The following is a 16369-nucleotide window of genomic DNA, read 5'->3' as shown; positions in this document are numbered from 1 at the left end:
AAAACCCGGCCGAAGCCGGGTTTTTTCTACATCTCAGTAATTACTGAGCGGTAGCTTCAACCGACGCTTCTACGCGACGGTTAACAGCACGACCAGCTTCAGTTGCGTTGTCAGCAACTGGGCGGGATTCGCCGTAACCTACAGCAGTTACACGGCTAGGAGCCACGCCGTCTTTAACCAGGACTTGCTTAACAGCGTCAGCACGACGCTGGGACAGCTTCTGGTTGTAAGCGTCTGGACCTACGGAGTCAGTGTGACCAGCAACTTCTACGTTGGTAGCTGGGTACTGAGCCATGAAGTCGGCCAGGTTTTTCACGTCGCCGTAGCTGTTAGGCTTAACAACGGCCTTGTCGAAGTCGAACTTAACGTCCAGCTCAACACGAACAACCTGAGCAACTGGAGCTTCTGGCTCTGGAGTTGGCTCTGGAGCTGGTGCTGGGGTAGGAGCTGGAGCAGCTGCGCCAGCGTTACCGCCGAAGTTCACGCCCAGGCCAACCAGTGCGGAGTAGTCCCACTTGCCGTTGTCCAGACCGTAGTCAGCTTCAACACCGGCACGAGCGTACAGGTTGTTGGTGAAGTAGTACTTCACGCCGGTACCAACGGTAGCGAAGGTAGTCTGGTCGCGACCGCTGTGGCCGTCAGCCTGAACGTTGGTACGGCTCTGGTGACCGAAGCCGCCTTCTACGTATGGACGCAGGCTGTCTACGCCAGCTTGACCGAAGTGATACTGGGCAACCAGGCTGCCGGTATCGCCTTTGATCTTCTGGTTACCAGTACCGTCGTTCGAACGGGTGTGGTTGGTCTTGTCGTAGGACAGGTTCAAGGACAGGTCGTCGGTCAGGAAGTAACCGATGCGAGCGCCAGGATTGAAGCCGTCTTCGATGTGCTTGACGCTATCGTTGTACTGCTTCTTGTAGAACAGCTCGCCTTCAACTGCGCCTTGGCCTTGTGCCAGAACGCCGAAAGAAGTAGCGGCAATAAGAGAACCAATGGCCAAGCCCAAGGTGTTTTTCAGTTTCATCCGTTAAATCCCCATCTGGTGATTGTAAAGCAGTCCCACAAACCGGGGGACAACTCGGCGACAAGTCTAACAGAACTTGCCTACACGTAAGAGATATTTGCCACGCACTAAGTTTCAGTCTCGCCCGCAAATTTCTCACGTAATTTATCTAGAGCACGTTTGTAACGCATTTTTGTAGCACTCAAACCCATGTGCATGATGTCAGCGATTTCCTGGAATTCCAGCTCTGCGACAAATCGTAGCACCAGAATTTCCCGGTCAATCGGGTTCACATACACCAGCCAGCGATCAAGTCCGCCCTTCTCCTCGGGTGCCGGCGCCTTTTCTTCAGACGCCTCCTCAAGGGGGTCCAGACTCAAGGCGTCCATCAAGCGACGCTTTCGCCGTTCCTTCCGATACTGCGTGATGCACTCGTTGTAGGTGATGCTGTATAGCCATGTCTTGAACTTCGATTTGCCCTCAAAGTTCTTCAGGCCGTACAGCACCTTGAGCATCACTTCCTGACAGACATCATCCGCATCTCTATCGTTCCCTAAATACCTTGAACAAACGTTGAACAGAGTGCGTTGATATCTGCGCATCAATTCTTCATACGCGCGAGTTACGTGAAACAGCTCCGTGTGCGCGCGCGCGACCAACTCCTCATCAGAGAGCTCACGGGGGTCATAGCGCGTGGACAGCGTTTGGGCTTTATTCAAAACAAGTCGTGCCGACAGTCAGGTCAATGTCCACTACAGCCCGGTCAGCCGGGCTTGCGGCGGCGTACATTAGCAGGGTTTACCGGGTTAGCGGCTACTGACCTGCTGCTCGAGGAGAATCCGATTGGACAGCGACACCAGGTCGCCGTCATCGGTCAGCACCGTCGTCTTGACTGTGCCGATCTCCTCGATTTGCCCTTCGACCTCGCCCACACGCACCTGTTGCCCAACCTGATACAACTCACGCACATAGATTCCCGCAAGAATCTGGCTGGCAATTTCCCGGCTTCCCAACCCCATGGCCAGCGCAACTGCCAGACCAACGGTAATCAAAACGATCACAATCACGTGGTTAAGCAGGTCAGTCTTGACCTCCAACTGGCTGATCGCGACCGAAATACTGATGATGATCACCAGCCCCTGGGCGATTCGCCCCAGGCCAGCGGCATAGTCCAATCCCACACCTTCGGCGGCACCGCGCACCAGCCCATTGGCCAATTGTGCGAGTAAAACGCCTACGAGGAGCACCAGCGCGCCGCCGAAAACCTTCGGCAAATACAGCGCCAGCATGTCGAGCGTAGCTGAAACTCGCTCAAGTCCAAGGGATTGCGCCGCTGAAACCAGAAAAATCAGCAAAACAAACCAATAGACGATCTTGCCGATTAACGTGGAGATCGGCACCTGCAGCCCGGCGCGCCCCAGCAGCTTGGTCAGGCCGGTGCCTGCCATCAGGCGGTCAAGGCCCAGTTTTGCGAGCAACTTGGACAGCAGGGTGTCGAGCAGCTTGGCCACGACAAAGCCCAGCAGCACCAGGACCAGGGCACCAAACAGGTTGGGAATGAAATTCGCCACCTTGGTCCACAATGCGGTCATCGCGGTGACCAGGCTCTGGGTCCAGAGATCAAGTTCCATATTCAATCAGCCTTATCAGCAGTGCGAGCAAGAGGTTTACGACGGGAAACCGGGGATACGTGGGCCGAACCGTTGTTCAGGGCCATCATCAACGCCGGCATCCAGCGGCCGAGCAGGCCGAACAGGTCACCCGCGCCCACCTGGCGATTAGCCGTTTTCAGCACACGGCCCAGACAGGCATCGTCGTCGCGGTTGGACGGCGAGGCATTGAGCATGTCACGCAAAGACTGTTCGAACGGATCGTGCATAAAGACCTCTCGCAAGTGATTTAAAAGACGAGGGTAAAATTCCTGGGGTCACATGGGACCCTTCCTACGTTCAGGTCATATTCAGCTCAAACCCAGCGCAATCGTCGAAACAACCACCATTGCCCGAGCGCCACCGACACCATCAACAGGCATGCAATCACGAATCCGTAGGGGCTGGCAGAGAACGGTATGCCACCCACATTTATACCCAGCAAACCGGTCAGGAAACTCATCGGCAGAAAGATTCCCGTGATGATCCCGAAGCGGTACATGGTGCGATTCATGCGCACGCTCAAGCGCCGGTCTTCGGCCTCAAGCACAAGCCCCACGCGCTCCCGGGTCAATTCGAGCTCTTCCAGGTAGCGGGTCAGACTGTTGTTCAATTCGTTCCAGTAGTCGGCATCGTCGTCACAGAACCACGGCAATTTTATCCGCGTGAGCTGGGCAAAAATATCCCGCTGCGGCGACAGGAAACGCTTGAGCCCGGCCGCTCGGCGACGGATCTGCAAAACACTGCCATGTTCAGGTGTGTACCGTTCGTCGGTATCGAGTTTTTCTTCCTCAGCATCGACGATTTCCGACAAATCCGTGACCAGATCCTGGACCTTGTTGGTCAGGTACTGAGCCATATAAAGGATGAGCTCCGAGGCGGTTTTCGGCCCCTTGCCATCTGCCAACTGCACCAGCAGCTCATCGGTAGCGCGCAGCGGGCGCAGACGCAGGGAAATCACGCGGCTGGCGGCGGCGAAGATACGTACCGAGACCATGTCTTCCGGCTCGGCCCCCGGATTGAGGTTGACCCCGCGCAGGAACAGCAGCAACTCGGCATCCGGCAGCGGCAACAGGCGTGGGCGGGTGTTCTCCTCCAGCAGCAGATCACAGGCGAATTCGCTCAAGCCGCTGGATTTGCGCAGCCAGGTCTGGGTCTGGGGATGACTGCGATCCCAGTGCAGCCACAGGCTTTCCTGGGGCTGCAGTTGCAAGTCGTCGAGCTCAGTCCGGGCAATCGAACGCGCACCGCCTTTACCGTCCAGCACCAGGGCATGCACCAGCCCCCACTGCGCGTTTTCTTCCTCGAACATCCCCACCCCTGTTGGTTATTGCGGTTTATTCAGGCATTTGCAGCGGGCTTGGCGAGACGATCACGCCATTATTGTCAGCGTAGATGTACTCACCTGGGCGGAACGTCACACCCGCAAATGTCACCACGACGTTCAGGTCACCGATGCCGCGCTTGTCGGTTTTCATCGGATGGCTGGCCAACGCCTGTACGCCCAGGTCAGTCTGGGCGATGACATCGACGTCACGGATGCAGCCGTAGATCACCAGGCCTTCCCAGCCGTTTTTAGCGGCTTTCTCGGCGATCATGTCGCCCAGCAACGCGCGGCGCAGGGAACCGCCACCGTCGACCACCAGCACCTTGCCGGTGCCCGGCTGGTCGGCCTGTTCCTTGACGAGGGAGTTATCTTCGAAGCATTTGATGGTGACGATCTCGCCGCCAAAGGAATCTCGGCCGCCGAAGTTGCTGAACATCGGCTCGACCACCTGCACCAGGTCAGGGTAGGCGTCGCACAGGTCGGGGGTCACGTAATGGTTCATTGAAAAAATTCCTTTCCGTCAAAGAAGTGTCTTTCGAAAGAAGCGCCAGCCGGAGCCGGTGCGCAACATCCCATCCGCTTCGTCGCAACGCAATAACCAGTGAGCGACTGAATATGACCAGAAGCGTTTAACGCGTCATATCTTAGCCGCAACCACACTCGAGCGAAACGCCCTTGGCAGAGCCCTGCGTCAAACTACGACCAATGCCTCAGGCTTGGCACCCAACAAAGGTGTCAGTGGATCGTTTAACCATTGTTTTACAAGCGGCCAGACCTCGGCCTGGGCGGCTTTGCTGACCAGCATTTCCACATGCCCGAAATCCTCAGTAAAGCCTTGCTGACGCCCCAGGCACAGGTACTGACGGTGCTCGGAGCCGATCTGCTCGAACAGCTTGCGGCAAGCCCAGTCCGGATCTTGCTGATCGCCCGCCGCGCTCACAGCCAACAGCGGCACGTCGACATCCGCCAGGCCTTTCCACCAATCGCGCTTACCTTCGCCAAAGCGACCGAACAGGCCATTCCAGCGCATGGCTTCGATCAGCACGCCCGCCGGTTCGTCCTCCGGTCCTCGCTTGAGCCGCGAGCCGGATACTCCGCCGAAGCGCTTTAAAAGCAGACGGCCGGTCCACTCCACCGGCGGAAGCTTCAACGGCCAGTGGCTGCGACTGACCTGACAGCCAAACAAGGCCACCGAGGCCACTGCCGGCGCGCCAAGATGCTGCCCACCCAGGGCCGCCGCCAGGGTTGTGCCGCCCAGAGAGTGACCAATCCAATGGGGAATCTGCGCACTTTGCTCACGCACAAACGCGCCAATGGCCGGCAAGTCGTAGCGCGCGTAGTCGGCGACCCGATTCCGGGCGTAGTCCTGATTGCGCCGGGAAAGCCCATGGCCACGCATTTCCGGGATCCACACATCGAACCCCTGGCGTGCCAGGTAGGCGCCAAGACCGATACCCTTGGGCGAGTACCAGAAGCGCCGATTGGAAAAACTGCCGTGCAACAAAATAACCGGGATGCCCCGGCTTTGCGGGACATCGGCCAGGCCCAAACGGGTAACGGCCAGCTCGACGGTACCGTCGGGGCTGTTACCGGGCTTGAGGCGGTACACATCTTCACTCAGGTCGCCACGACGTTCAGCACTGATCAGGGCGACGGGAAACAGGTTGCTGCTGCTTTGCATAATGCTCTTGCACAAAAAAGGGCGGCGTCCGGAAGGATTTCCGCCCTGCACAGATAAGAATGCCGGTCACCCTCGACGGGGGACCGGCACTTTTGACATCACGACCTTAGGCGGACGCTTGGCCTTCCGCCAGGAAGAACCAGGTTTCCAGCACGGAATCGGGGTTAAGCGAGACGCTTTCGATACCCTGCTCCATCAGCCATTTGGCCAGGTCCGGGTGATCGGAAGGGCCTTGGCCGCAGATACCGATGTACTTGCCGGCCTTGTTGCACGCCTGGATGGCGTTGGCCAGCAGCTTCTTGACCGCAGGGTTACGCTCGTCGAACAGGTGAGCGATGATCCCGGAATCGCGGTCCAGGCCCAGGGTGAGCTGGGTCAGGTCGTTGGAACCGATGGAGAAACCGTCGAAGAACTCCAGGAACTCCTCGGCCAGGATGGCGTTGGACGGCAGTTCGCACATCATGATCACGCGCAGGCCGTTTTCGCCGCGGGACAGGCCGTTTTCGGCCAGCAGGTCGACCACTTGGCTCGCCTCGCCCAGGGTACGTACGAACGGCACCATGATCTCGACGTTGGTCAGGCCCATCTCGTTGCGCACACGCTTGAGGGCGCGGCATTCGAGCTCGAAGCAGTCACGGAACGCTTCGCTGATGTAACGCGAGGCGCCACGGAAGCCCAGCATCGGGTTTTCTTCTTCCGGCTCGTAGAGCTTGCCGCCGATCAGGTTGGCGTATTCGTTGGACTTGAAGTCCGACAGGCGCACGATGACCTTTTTCGGGTAGAACGCCGCCGCCAGGGTGCTGATGCCTTCCACCAGCTTCTCGACGTAGAAGCCCACCGGGTCGTTGTAGCCGGCGATGCGCTTGTCCACGCTTTCCTTGATGTCCAGCGGCAGGCCGTCGTAGTTCAACAGGGCCTTGGGGTGCACGCCGATCATGCGGTTGATGATGAACTCCAGACGGGCCAGGCCCACACCGGCGTTCGGCAACTGCGCGAAGTCGAAGGCACGGTCCGGGTTGCCGACGTTCATCATGATCTTGAACGGCAGGTCGGGCATCGCGTCGATAGAGTTTTGCTTGATGTCGAAGCCCAGTTCGCCTTCAAAGATGAAGCCGGTGTCGCCTTCGGCGCAGGACACAGTCACGCCCTGGCCGTCCTTGAGCAGTTGGGTGGCGTTGCCGCAACCGACCACTGCCGGGATCCCCAGTTCGCGGGCGATGATCGCCGCGTGGCAGGTACGCCCGCCACGGTTGGTGACGATGGCGCTGGCACGCTTCATTACCGGTTCCCAGTCCGGGTCGGTCATGTCGGAAACCAGCACGTCACCGGGCTGGACTTTGTCCATCTCGGACACGTCCTTGATGATCCGCACCTTGCCGGCGCCGATGCGCTGGCCGATGGCACGGCCTTCCACCAGCACGGTGCCGGTTTCCTTGAGCAGGTAGCGTTCCATGACGTTGGCCGAGGTACGGCTCTTCACGGTTTCCGGACGGGCCTGCACGATGTACAGCTTGCCGTCGTCCCCGTCCTTGGCCCATTCGATGTCCATCGGGCACTGGTAGTGCTTTTCGATGATCATCGCTTGCTTGGCCAATTCGCTGACTTCCGCGTCGCTCAGGCAGAAGCGCGCGCGCTCGGCCTTGTCGACGTCCACGGTTTTCACCGAACGACCGGCCTTGGCCTCGTCGCCGTAGATCATCTTGATCGCCTTGCTGCCCAGGTTGCGGCGCAGGATGGCCGGGCGGCCGGCTTCAAGGGTGTGTTTGTGTACGTAGAATTCGTCGGGGTTGACCGCGCCTTGTACAACGGTTTCGCCCAGGCCGTAGGCGCCAGTGATAAACACCACGTCACGGAAGCCCGACTCGGTGTCCAGGGTGAACATCACGCCGGCGGTGCCGGTTTCCGAACGCACCATGCGCTGCACACCGGCAGACAGGGCCACCAGCTTGTGGTCGAAACCCTGGTGCACGCGGTAGGAAATGGCGCGGTCATTGAACAGCGAGGCAAACACTTCCTTGGCTGCGCGGATCACGTTTTCCACGCCGCGGATGTTCAGGAAGGTCTCTTGCTGACCCGCGAAAGAAGCATCCGGCAAGTCTTCGGCGGTGGCCGAGGAGCGCACGGCAACGGCCATGTCAGGGTTGCCCGCCGACAATGTGGCGAAGGCGGTGCGGATTTCTTCGTTGAGTTTCTCAGGGAACTCGGCTTCCATGATCCATTGGCGGATCTGGGCACCGGTCTTGGCCAGAGCGTTAACGTCGTCGACGTCCAGGGCGTCCAGCGCGGCGTGGATCTGAGCGTTGAGGCCGCTCAGTTCGAGGAAATCACGGTAAGCCTGGGCCGTGGTGGCGAAACCACCGGGCACCGACACACCAGCGCCTGCAAGATTACTGATCATCTCGCCGAGGGATGCGTTCTTGCCCCCTACGTGCTCTACATCATGGACGCCGAGCTTATCGAGGGAAACTACGTACTCTACCAAGGTGATCTCTCCACTAACTGTGTTGGAAAAGCTCAGGACGCCGGCTGCTCGTAGGAGCGATTACCCGCGTTTGTGGCCTGGACCTGGAAAATAAGTGAGAATGCGGCCCACTATGGGGCGGCAAAATCGCGCCTATCATATCCAAGATTCGTCATCAGCTTAAGGCCCAGGGCTCAAATGAAACGATCTGCTTTCTTTATCTCCGACGGCACCGGCATTACAGCCGAAACCCTGGGTCAAAGCCTGCTCGCGCAGTTCGAAAACGTTACGTTCGCCAAATTCACACGGCCCTATATCGACAGCGTGGATAAAGCGCGGGCTATGGTACAACAAATCAATCTGGCGGCTGAAAAAGACGGCTTTCGGCCGATCATTTTTGACACCATCGTCAATCAAGACATCCGTGAGATTCTCGCAACGTCGAATGGTTTCATGATCGACATTTTCTCGACGTTCCTGGCGCCGCTGGAGCAGGAGTTGAGCGAACACTCCTCCTATTCGGTCGGAAAGTCCCATTCCATTGGGCATAACTCCAATTATATGGAGCGTATCGAGGCGGTGAACTTCGCCCTCGACAACGACGACGGCGCTCGCACCCACTACTACGACAAGGCCGACCTGATCCTGGTCGGCGTGTCACGCTGCGGCAAAACGCCCACCTGTCTGTACATGGCCATGCAATTCGGCATCCGTGCGGCCAACTACCCGCTGACCGAAGACGACATGGAGCACCTGACGCTGCCTGCGGCGCTGCGCGCCCATTCGCACAAGCTGTTCGGCCTGACCATCGACCCGGACCGTCTCACCGCCATCCGCAACGAGCGCAAGCCCAACAGCCGCTACTCCAGCTATGCCCAGTGCGAATTCGAAGTGCGCGAAGTAGAAAATCTGTTCCGTCGCGAGAATATTGCGCACATCAATTCCACGCATTTTTCGGTGGAAGAGATTTCGGCGAAGATTCTGGTGGAGAAAGGGGTGGAACGGCGCTTCAAATAACACCTTGATACTCTGTTTTACTGTGGCGAGCGGGCTTGTCCCGCTCGCCACAGTTACAGTGTTCCTCCTTAACTGACTTGCTTGCCACAACAAGCCTGCTCACAGCATGGACGTCCACTCGCTATAGGTGAAACCGCCCTCCCCCCTGCCCCAACGCCGTCGCCAACGCATCAAACCCCGCCCGCAACAACTGATCGTCCCCAGACGTATTGCAGATACTCGCCCGAATGAACTGCGGCACCGCCGTCTGCCCTACGGCAAACGCCTCGGCGGTGGCGATCAGGTAATTATTCTGCTTGAGTTCCGCCTCGATTTCCGACGCGCGCCAGGGCTCCGGCACTTCGATCCAGAAGTGCGGGCTGTTCAGGTGAGTGCGGTACGCCAGGCCGGCCAACAAGTCCTGCACCAAGGTTTTGCGTCGGCTGATCTCGTTGATCTGCTGGCGCAGCAGGTATTCAGCCGTGCCGTTTTCAATCCACTGCGTCGCCAGTTCCAGGGTCACCGGCGTGGCCATCCAGCAGGTGGAGCGCAAGGCCGCCGAGATACGGCTGACCAGCGCCGGGGGCGCATGCACATACCCCACACGCAGCCCGGCAGACACGGCCTTGCTCAGGCTGCTGATCAAAATCGTACGTTCGGGAGCGAAATGGCTGAGGGGCGGTGGACGGTCTTCAACCAATACGCCGTGGGCTTCGTCCTCAAGAATCAGCAGATTATGTTCCCGGCACACCTTCACCAAAGCTTCGCGCCGCGCCACGGATAACACCGCCGTGGTCGGGTTCTGGATGGTCGGCGTGCAATACAACGCTGAAACCCGGTGATTACGACAGACTTCATCCAGCGCGCTCGGCAGCACGCCTTCTTCGTCCATCTCCAGGCCGATCAAGCGGATACCCAGCATGCGCGCGGCGGTGATCAGCCCCGGGTAAGTCAATTGTTCGGTGACCACCGTATCGCCGGCGCGCAGCAGGGCCATCATCGCGCACAGCAGGCCATGCTGGCCGCCGTTGACGCAGATCACCTGCTCGGGGATCGGATGAAAATCACGCTGCACCAGCCACTGCGCGCCCGCATCGCGATAACGCGGCAGGCCGGCGTCCGGGGTGTAGGCACTGATGTCCTGGAGGAACTTGGCGTTGGTCGAGAGGGTTTGGAAGCTCTGTGCCAGGAAGGTGGTTTCCTGACCCGGAATATGCATGTTGCGGCTCATGTCGAAGTACTGGCGCGGCTCCTCGCTGAAGTTACGAAAGCCTTCATCACGCTGGCGCTCCATCCCACGCTTGCGTACGAACGTGCCGTCACCCACTCGCGCTACCACCAAACCCAGACGCTCCAGCTCACCGTAGGCCCGGCTGATGGTGCCGATGGTCACCCCAAGATTGTCGGAAAGCACCCGATGAGGCGGCAGTTTTCGTCCCGGTTCAATCAAGCCTTCGAGGATGCCCCGTTCCATGACATCGGACAGGCGCTTGTACTTCACGCCCTGCCCGTTGGACAACCCCTCACGCATAATTGACACCATGTCAATATTTGTTTTGACAGCCATCTTTCGCCCTAATAGTGTGCTTTTACGGGTTCAATCGCCGAATTTTACAACTCATTACAAGCTCAATATAGAGTTCAATTCAGGCTCAGGGAAGCAATAAACGATGCCAATGTCCGCCGTTCTCGAAAACACCGCCAAAACCAAAACGCAAAAACAGTGGCTGGCCGGGCTGGTGACCAGTGTGATGTTCCTGATCGTGTGCCTGAGCTGGGGCACCACGTGGCTGGGGATCAAAATCGCCGTTGAGAGCGTGCCGCCGCTGACGTCCGCCGGCCTGCGTTTCCTGATCGCCTTCCCGCTGTTCCTGTGTTTCGCCATGGTGCGCCGTGAACCCATCCTGTTTCCGCGCGAGAGCCGCTGGTTCTTCGTGTTCGTGACCCTGTCCTACTTCAGCGTGCCCTACTACCTGCTCAACTACGGCGAGATGCATGTGTCATCCGGCCTCACCGCCCTGCTGTTCAGTTGCATGCCGGTGTTTATCCTGATTTTCTCCGCGTTGTTCCTGCGCGAGCGCATCTACTTTTCCCAGGTGGTCGGCATCGGTATCGGTTTCGGCAGCCTCTACATGATCATCAGGAGCCAAGGCCTGCACCTGGACCACGCCGAGTTCTTCGGGGTGCTCGCAATTCTGACTGCCGCGATCATGCATGCCTTGTGCTACGTGATTACCAAGCAGAAAGGCAGCGCCATCAGCGTGATCACCTACAACACCCTGCCCATCGGCATTGCCGGGCTGATGCTGTTCGTGGCCGGGTTGTGGTTTGAAACGCCGACCTTCGAAAACATCACCCTGCGCTCCTGGAGCGCGCTGTTCTACCTGGGGCTGGTGGCCTCGGTGGGAGGGTTCATCGTGTATTTCATGCTGCTCAAGCGCTTGAGCCCGATCATCCTGTCATTCGTGTTCATCATCTTCCCGGTGTTCGCGGTGATCATCGGTGCCTGGTACGAAGGCGTGGCGATTTCCCGCGACCTGATGCTGTATTCGGCCATCCTGCTGGCCGGCTTTGCGATCACCAAGTTGCCCGTTGAAAAACTCCTGGCCAAGAAAAATTGACCCTCCATCAACGCGAGAGAAACATGGACGTCCTCCGCCCCAAAGCCCTGGAACAGATCTACGCCCACGCCAGCCGCAGCTACCCCGAAGAATGCTGCGGCTTCGTCTTCGCCGACGGCAGCGTATACCTGGGCAAAAACATCCAGAACGAACTGCACCGCAAGAACCCCGAGATGTACCCGCGCAGCGCGGCCAATGGCTACACCTTCTCGGTGGCCGACACCCTGCTGCTGAACAAGGCGTTTCGCAGCGACAACCCGGTGGTGGTGATCTACCACTCCCACCCGGATGTCGGCGCCTATTTCAGCGATGAAGACCAGGACAAGGCCCTGTTCATGGGCGAGCCGATCTACCCCGTCAGTTACCTGGTGGTCGACGTTCGCCAGGGCCAGGCCCTGGGTTCAAAACTGTTTGCCTGGGATGGCAAGCATTTCGCCCTAACCCCCTTCAACGACCTGCACACGGAGTTGTCCATGAACGCTGTCTCTTTCCCCGACATTCTGGTTCGCGTGGCCAAGCTGCCGGAATCGACCCTCGAGGGCGCCGGATCGACATTGCGCGAAGTCATTGAAAACCTCTGCAGCAGCCACCCGCAGTTGCGCGCCCATCTGTTTCACGAAAAGAACAACCAGCTCAAGGAACACTTCCTGTTCACCGCCGAGGAAGAGCTGATCAGCGCCGACGACCGGCTGCCGGAAAAAGCCCGCATCGAAGTGCTGCTCGCCACCTCCGGCGGTATGGACGTCGACAGCCTCAGCAACGAGGAAGTGCAACGTTATGTGCGCCATATCACCCTGCCCGGCGTCGGCCGCGAAGGTCAGTTGAACCTCAAGAACGCCAAGGTCCTGATCATCGGCACCGGCGGCCTGGGCTCGCCCATCAGCCTGTACCTGGCGGCGGCCGGTGTCGGTACCCTGGGGCTGGTGGATTTCGACGTAGTGGAAAGCAGCAACCTGCAACGCCAGATCGTCCACGGCAACAGCACCCTGGGCATGCCCAAGGTCGAGTCGGCCAAGCAGCGCTTGCAGGACCTCAACCGCCATATCCAGATCAACGCCCACAACACCGCGTTGAACGCCGATAACGCCCTGGAACTGGTGGGCGCCTATGACCTGGTGATCGACGGCACCGACAATTTCGATACCCGCTACTTGGTCAACGACGCCTGCGTGCAACTGGGCAAACCCCTGGTGTACGGCGCCATCTACCGTTTCGACGGGCAGATCAGCGTGCTCAACTACCAAGGCGGGCCGTGCTACCGCTGCCTGTTCCCCAGCGCACCGCCCGTAGAACTGGCGCCCAATTGCAGCGCCGGTGGTGTGATCGGCGTGCTTCCCGGGGTAGTCGGGATGATCCAGGCCACCGAGGCGATCAAACTGTTGATCGGCATTGGCGAGCCCCTGTCCGGCCGCCTGATGCGCTTCGATGCACTGGCCATGAAGTTCAGCGAAATCCGTTTCAAGCGTCGTGCCGACTGCCCGTGCTGCTCCGACCTGCGACACAGCGAAACCCGGGCGCCAGCCGTCTGTGCGGACGCCGTGCCCAGCCAACCGTCCCTGGCCGAAGAGCGCTACATCAAGCCACGCGTACTCAAGCAGGTACTCGAACACCCCAGCAGCGCCGACGTGCTGCTGGATGTGCGCGACGCCAGTGAACTGGAGGTGTGCAAGTTACCGGGGGTGGTGCATATCCCCCTGGCCGAGCTGGATGGCCAACTCGGGCGCCTCAGCCGTGACAACACCCATTACCTGATCTGCTACGCCGGCACCCGCGCCGAGCAGGCGGCCAGCACATTGCTGGCGGCCGGATTCGCCAACACCAAAGTTCTGCAGGGCGGCATGAAGCACTGGGTTCGCGACGTCGAACCCGACATGCCGCTGTATTGAGCCGAGGACTGAATGATGTTGCATAACTCTATTCTCGACGCCATCGGCCACACGCCGATCGTCCGCCTGGCGCAGTTTTCCGAAGACCTTGGCATTGAGGTCTACGCCAAGCTCGAATCCCTCAACCCTGGCGGCAGCCACAAGGCACGCATCGCCCTGGGCATGATCCTCGACGCCGAGCGGCGCGGCGTGCTGATCCGTGATTCCGGGCAAACCATCATCGAACCCAGCGGCGGCAATACCGGCATCGGCCTGGTGATGGCCGGCAATGTGCTGGGCTACAAGGTGGTGCTGGTGATCCCGGACAACTACAGCCCCGAAAAACAGAAGCTGCTGCGCCTGTACGGCGCCAAGGTGGTGCTCTCCGACAGCCGCCTGGGCAACAACTCCCACGGCGAAAAATGCATGGAGCTGCAGCTGGAAAACCCCAGCTACGTGATGCTCAACCAGCAACGCAACGGCGCCAACCCGCAAACCCACCGCGACACCACCGCGCCGGAAATCCTCCGCGCCTTTGGTGATCGCCGTGTTGACTATTTCGTCAGCGGCATCGGCACCGGTGGCCACATCACCGGCATCGGCGAGACCCTGAAAGCCGCCTGGCCCGCCCTGCGCGTGATGGGCGTAGAGCCGGAAGAATGCGACCTGCTGAAAAACCAGCACGCGCCGCACCATATCCAGGGCCTGTCGATCGGCCTGATCCCGAGCATCCTCAACCTGGAGGTGATCGACGGCATGCTCAAGGTCTCGCGCCAGGAATGCATCGACATGATGAAACGCATCATGCGCACCGACGCCATCAGCCTGGGCCTGTCCTCGGCCGCCAACATGGTCGCCATCGCCAGGCTCGCCCCCGAATTGCCGCCCGAAACGGTGGTATTGACCATGGTCTACGACAATGCCGACAGCTACCTGCCCAGTTTCGAATAACGGGGCTTCCAACCAGCCAGAATGCGGGGATGCCTCCATGGGCGGCTTTATCGACATGCAACAGTTGCACGATGAGTTGCTCACCCAGCTCGTCAAGACCCTCACCCCCATGCAGATGAAACAACTGGAGCCGCACCTCGCGCCACTGATCCAGAATGCTGCCCAGGCGGTGGCCGAGGACTTGATCGCCTACGCCTATCGCGACCCGGCGTCCCGTGGGCGCGGCGAACTGATCCTGGAGTCCTACGCCTCGTTCAAGGCGGTGCTCTATTACCGGCTTGCGCACCTGGTGTGGAATTTCCCCGACCAGACCAACGGCGCGTTTTCACGCATCGCCCTCAAGCTGAGCAACCAGGGCAAAGTCCTGTCCGGGGCCGAAATCCACCCGGCGGCGCGTATCGGCCGGCGCTTTGTCCTGGACCACGGCTACGGCACGGTGATCGGCGAAACCTGCGAGATCGGCAACGACTGCTACATCCTCTGCGGCGTGACCCTGGGTGCCCGCGGCATCGCCAACAACCCCGATGGCAAGCGCCATCCGCGCCTGGGTAACAACGTCGAGGTCGGCTCCGGCGCCCGCGTGCTGGGCTATGTGCTGATCGGCGACAACGTGTTTATCAGCCCCTCCTGTGTGATCACCCAGGACGTACCCGCCGGCACCAAGGTGAAGGTGGTGAACCAGATCCAGCTGCAAAAAAACGATGAATCGGACCACAGTAACTATCTCGGGGCCTTCGCCCTCGATGAGCGCCTGCACGTGGTCGGCGAGGTCAATACCAGCCACAAGGTCACGGTGCTGGACGCCGACTTTCACCCGTTGCAAGGCTTGATGCTGGAGCCGACGGTGAAGGAGCGTCACCACCTGCAATTCAGGCTGCACCGCCTCGAATCCGGCAACTACCTGCCGCGCCTGCCGCTGAACCTGAAAGTCTGCGGGCCGGAATTCGAAATCACCCTGCTCTCCCCCCCTGGCTTGAGCGCGATGGTGCGCCACCTGCTGCAAGCCAGCCCACTGATCGTCGGAGGTTGAACATGTCCGTGCACACCATGGAAACCCTGGCGCTGTTTGACAGCGCGCCCTACCAGAACGCATTCAGCGCCCGGGTGATTGCCGTCAGCGAACATGGCATCGCCCTGGAGCACACCCTGTTCTACCCCACGGGTGGCGGCCAACCCGGCGATACCGGCCACTTGACCCTGGCGGACGGTACGCAGGTCGAAGTGACCGGCACGGTGCGCGACCCGGTGCTGCGTTCGATCATCTGGCACCAGGTGGAACACTGCCCCGAGCAACTGATCGCCGGGGTACTGGTGGACGCCGGCCTGGATTGGGAGCGGCGCTACCAGCACATGAAAATGCACACCTGCCTGCACCTGCTGTGCTCACTCATCGACGCACCAGTGACCGGTTGCAGCATCAGTGCCGACAAAGGTCGCCTGGATTTCGACCTGCCGGAAATGACCCTCGACAAGGACAGCATCACCCGTGACCTCAACGCGCTGATCGAACAGGCCCACGAGGTCAAAACCCTGTCGATGCCTGCTTGGGAGTACGCCACCCTGCTGCAGATCACCCGTACCCAGGCGGTTGCGCCGCCGGTGATCCAGGGCTCGGTACGGGTGATTGAAATCGGCGGGATCGATATCCAGCCGTGTGGCGGCACCCATGTGCTCAACACCGAAGAAATCGGCCGGGTGTTCTGCGAGAAGATCGAGAAGAAGAGCAAGCACAACCGCCGGGTGATCCTGCGGTTTGAGTGAGCGGGGTTCCAACTGTGGGAGGCAGCTTGCCCCCTCCCACAGGTTAAGCTCGGCGCA

Annotated in this window: 15 protein-coding genes; 6 read left to right on the top strand and 9 right to left on the bottom strand. The window is 59.7% G+C overall.

Features of this window, described 5'->3' with window-relative positions:
- Positions 1-40: 40 nt before the first annotated feature.
- From M2397_RS12335 to ppsA, 8 genes are all read right to left on the bottom strand, one after another.
- A complete protein-coding gene (locus tag M2397_RS12335) occupies positions 41-1021 on the bottom strand; it encodes an OmpA family protein (protein ID WP_065873888.1) in 981 nt (326 codons plus the stop codon).
- A gap of 107 nt (positions 1022-1128) precedes the next feature.
- Complete coding sequence (sigX, locus tag M2397_RS12330; protein WP_003175518.1) at positions 1129-1719, bottom strand: RNA polymerase sigma factor SigX; 591 nt, start codon at positions 1717-1719, stop codon at positions 1129-1131.
- Between the two features lie 87 nt (positions 1720-1806).
- Entirely contained in the window at positions 1807-2631 is an 825-nt protein-coding gene (locus M2397_RS12325; protein WP_131699687.1) for a mechanosensitive ion channel family protein, read from the bottom strand.
- A gap of 2 nt (positions 2632-2633) precedes the next feature.
- Positions 2634-2879 carry a hypothetical protein gene (locus M2397_RS12320; protein WP_015885347.1) on the bottom strand — a complete coding sequence of 82 codons (246 nt, stop codon included), beginning with the start codon at positions 2877-2879 and terminating at the stop codon, positions 2634-2636.
- An 86-nt stretch (positions 2880-2965) separates the two neighbouring features.
- Positions 2966-3961, bottom strand: a complete 996-nt coding sequence (locus M2397_RS12315; RefSeq protein ID WP_027603685.1) for a zinc transporter ZntB — start codon at positions 3959-3961, stop codon at positions 2966-2968.
- 25 nt (positions 3962-3986) lie between these two features.
- Complete coding sequence (rraA, locus tag M2397_RS12310) at positions 3987-4478, bottom strand: ribonuclease E activity regulator RraA (RefSeq protein WP_145337026.1); 492 nt, start codon at positions 4476-4478, stop codon at positions 3987-3989.
- 189 nt (positions 4479-4667) lie between these two features.
- Positions 4668-5657 (bottom strand): alpha/beta fold hydrolase, encoded by a 990-nt coding sequence (locus M2397_RS12305; protein ID WP_131699688.1) that lies wholly within the window; start codon positions 5655-5657, stop codon positions 4668-4670.
- Positions 5658-5763: 106 nt separating this feature from the next.
- Complete coding sequence (gene ppsA / locus M2397_RS12300; protein ID WP_259243330.1) at positions 5764-8139, bottom strand: phosphoenolpyruvate synthase; 2376 nt, start codon at positions 8137-8139, stop codon at positions 5764-5766.
- Positions 8140-8316: 177 nt separating this feature from the next.
- Here ppsA and M2397_RS12295 point away from each other — a divergent pair, with 177 nt between their 5' ends.
- The gene (locus tag M2397_RS12295; protein WP_003175525.1) at positions 8317-9135 is read left to right on the top strand and encodes a pyruvate, water dikinase regulatory protein; all 819 of its coding nucleotides are present in this window, start codon (positions 8317-8319) and stop codon (positions 9133-9135) included.
- A 121-nt stretch (positions 9136-9256) separates the two neighbouring features.
- Here M2397_RS12295 and M2397_RS12290 read toward each other — a convergent pair whose 3' ends face one another.
- Positions 9257-10681, bottom strand: a complete 1425-nt coding sequence (locus M2397_RS12290; protein WP_027603680.1) for a PLP-dependent aminotransferase family protein — start codon at positions 10679-10681, stop codon at positions 9257-9259.
- 160 nt (positions 10682-10841) lie between these two features.
- Between M2397_RS12290 and M2397_RS12285 the strand changes: the two genes are divergently transcribed.
- From M2397_RS12285 to M2397_RS12265, 5 genes are read left to right on the top strand one after another with little or no spacing between them, the layout of a single operon-like run.
- Positions 10842-11735 carry a DMT family transporter gene (locus M2397_RS12285; RefSeq protein WP_167361139.1) on the top strand — a complete coding sequence of 298 codons (894 nt, stop codon included), beginning with the start codon at positions 10842-10844 and terminating at the stop codon, positions 11733-11735.
- A gap of 23 nt (positions 11736-11758) precedes the next feature.
- A complete protein-coding gene (moeB, locus tag M2397_RS12280) occupies positions 11759-13621 on the top strand; it encodes a molybdopterin-synthase adenylyltransferase MoeB (protein WP_131699691.1) in 1863 nt (620 codons plus the stop codon).
- Positions 13622-13636: 15 nt separating this feature from the next.
- Positions 13637-14551, top strand: coding sequence for a PLP-dependent cysteine synthase family protein (locus M2397_RS12275; RefSeq protein ID WP_167656060.1), 915 nt, complete (start codon positions 13637-13639; stop codon positions 14549-14551).
- A 37-nt stretch (positions 14552-14588) separates the two neighbouring features.
- A complete protein-coding gene (locus M2397_RS12270; RefSeq protein ID WP_259243313.1) occupies positions 14589-15581 on the top strand; it encodes a serine O-acetyltransferase in 993 nt (330 codons plus the stop codon).
- A 2-nt stretch (positions 15582-15583) separates the two neighbouring features.
- Positions 15584-16312 carry an alanyl-tRNA editing protein gene (locus M2397_RS12265; RefSeq protein WP_259243311.1) on the top strand — a complete coding sequence of 243 codons (729 nt, stop codon included), beginning with the start codon at positions 15584-15586 and terminating at the stop codon, positions 16310-16312.
- Positions 16313-16369 lie beyond the last annotated feature (57 nt).

Source organism: Pseudomonas sp. BIGb0381 (genome assembly GCF_024809815.1).
Classification (GTDB): domain Bacteria; phylum Pseudomonadota; class Gammaproteobacteria; order Pseudomonadales; family Pseudomonadaceae; genus Aquipseudomonas.
The sequence above is the reverse complement of the archived record's forward strand: the minus strand, read 5'-3'. Positions and strand labels throughout refer to the sequence as shown.

What these genes read in the sequence shown, in the direction of transcription:
- M2397_RS12325 (WP_131699687.1), bottom strand. Translation starts at nt 2,631, where the DNA reads ATGGAACTTGATCTCTGGACCCAGAGCCTGGTCACCGCGATGACCGCA.
- M2397_RS12275 (WP_167656060.1), top strand. Translation starts at nt 13,637, where the DNA reads ATGTTGCATAACTCTATTCTCGACGCCATCGGCCACACGCCGATCGTC.
- M2397_RS12295 (WP_003175525.1), top strand. Translation starts at nt 8,317, where the DNA reads ATGAAACGATCTGCTTTCTTTATCTCCGACGGCACCGGCATTACAGCC.
- M2397_RS12270 (WP_259243313.1), top strand. Translation starts at nt 14,589, where the DNA reads ATGGGCGGCTTTATCGACATGCAACAGTTGCACGATGAGTTGCTCACC.
- M2397_RS12305 (WP_131699688.1), bottom strand. Translation starts at nt 5,657, where the DNA reads ATGCAAAGCAGCAGCAACCTGTTTCCCGTCGCCCTGATCAGTGCTGAA.
- M2397_RS12320 (WP_015885347.1), bottom strand. Translation starts at nt 2,879, where the DNA reads ATGCACGATCCGTTCGAACAGTCTTTGCGTGACATGCTCAATGCCTCG.
- M2397_RS12335 (WP_065873888.1), bottom strand. Translation starts at nt 1,021, where the DNA reads ATGAAACTGAAAAACACCTTGGGCTTGGCCATTGGTTCTCTTATTGCC.
- rraA (WP_145337026.1), bottom strand. Translation starts at nt 4,478, where the DNA reads ATGAACCATTACGTGACCCCCGACCTGTGCGACGCCTACCCTGACCTG.
- M2397_RS12290 (WP_027603680.1), bottom strand. Translation starts at nt 10,681, where the DNA reads ATGGCTGTCAAAACAAATATTGACATGGTGTCAATTATGCGTGAGGGG.
- M2397_RS12315 (WP_027603685.1), bottom strand. Translation starts at nt 3,961, where the DNA reads ATGTTCGAGGAAGAAAACGCGCAGTGGGGGCTGGTGCATGCCCTGGTG.
- moeB (WP_131699691.1), top strand. Translation starts at nt 11,759, where the DNA reads ATGGACGTCCTCCGCCCCAAAGCCCTGGAACAGATCTACGCCCACGCC.
- M2397_RS12265 (WP_259243311.1), top strand. Translation starts at nt 15,584, where the DNA reads ATGTCCGTGCACACCATGGAAACCCTGGCGCTGTTTGACAGCGCGCCC.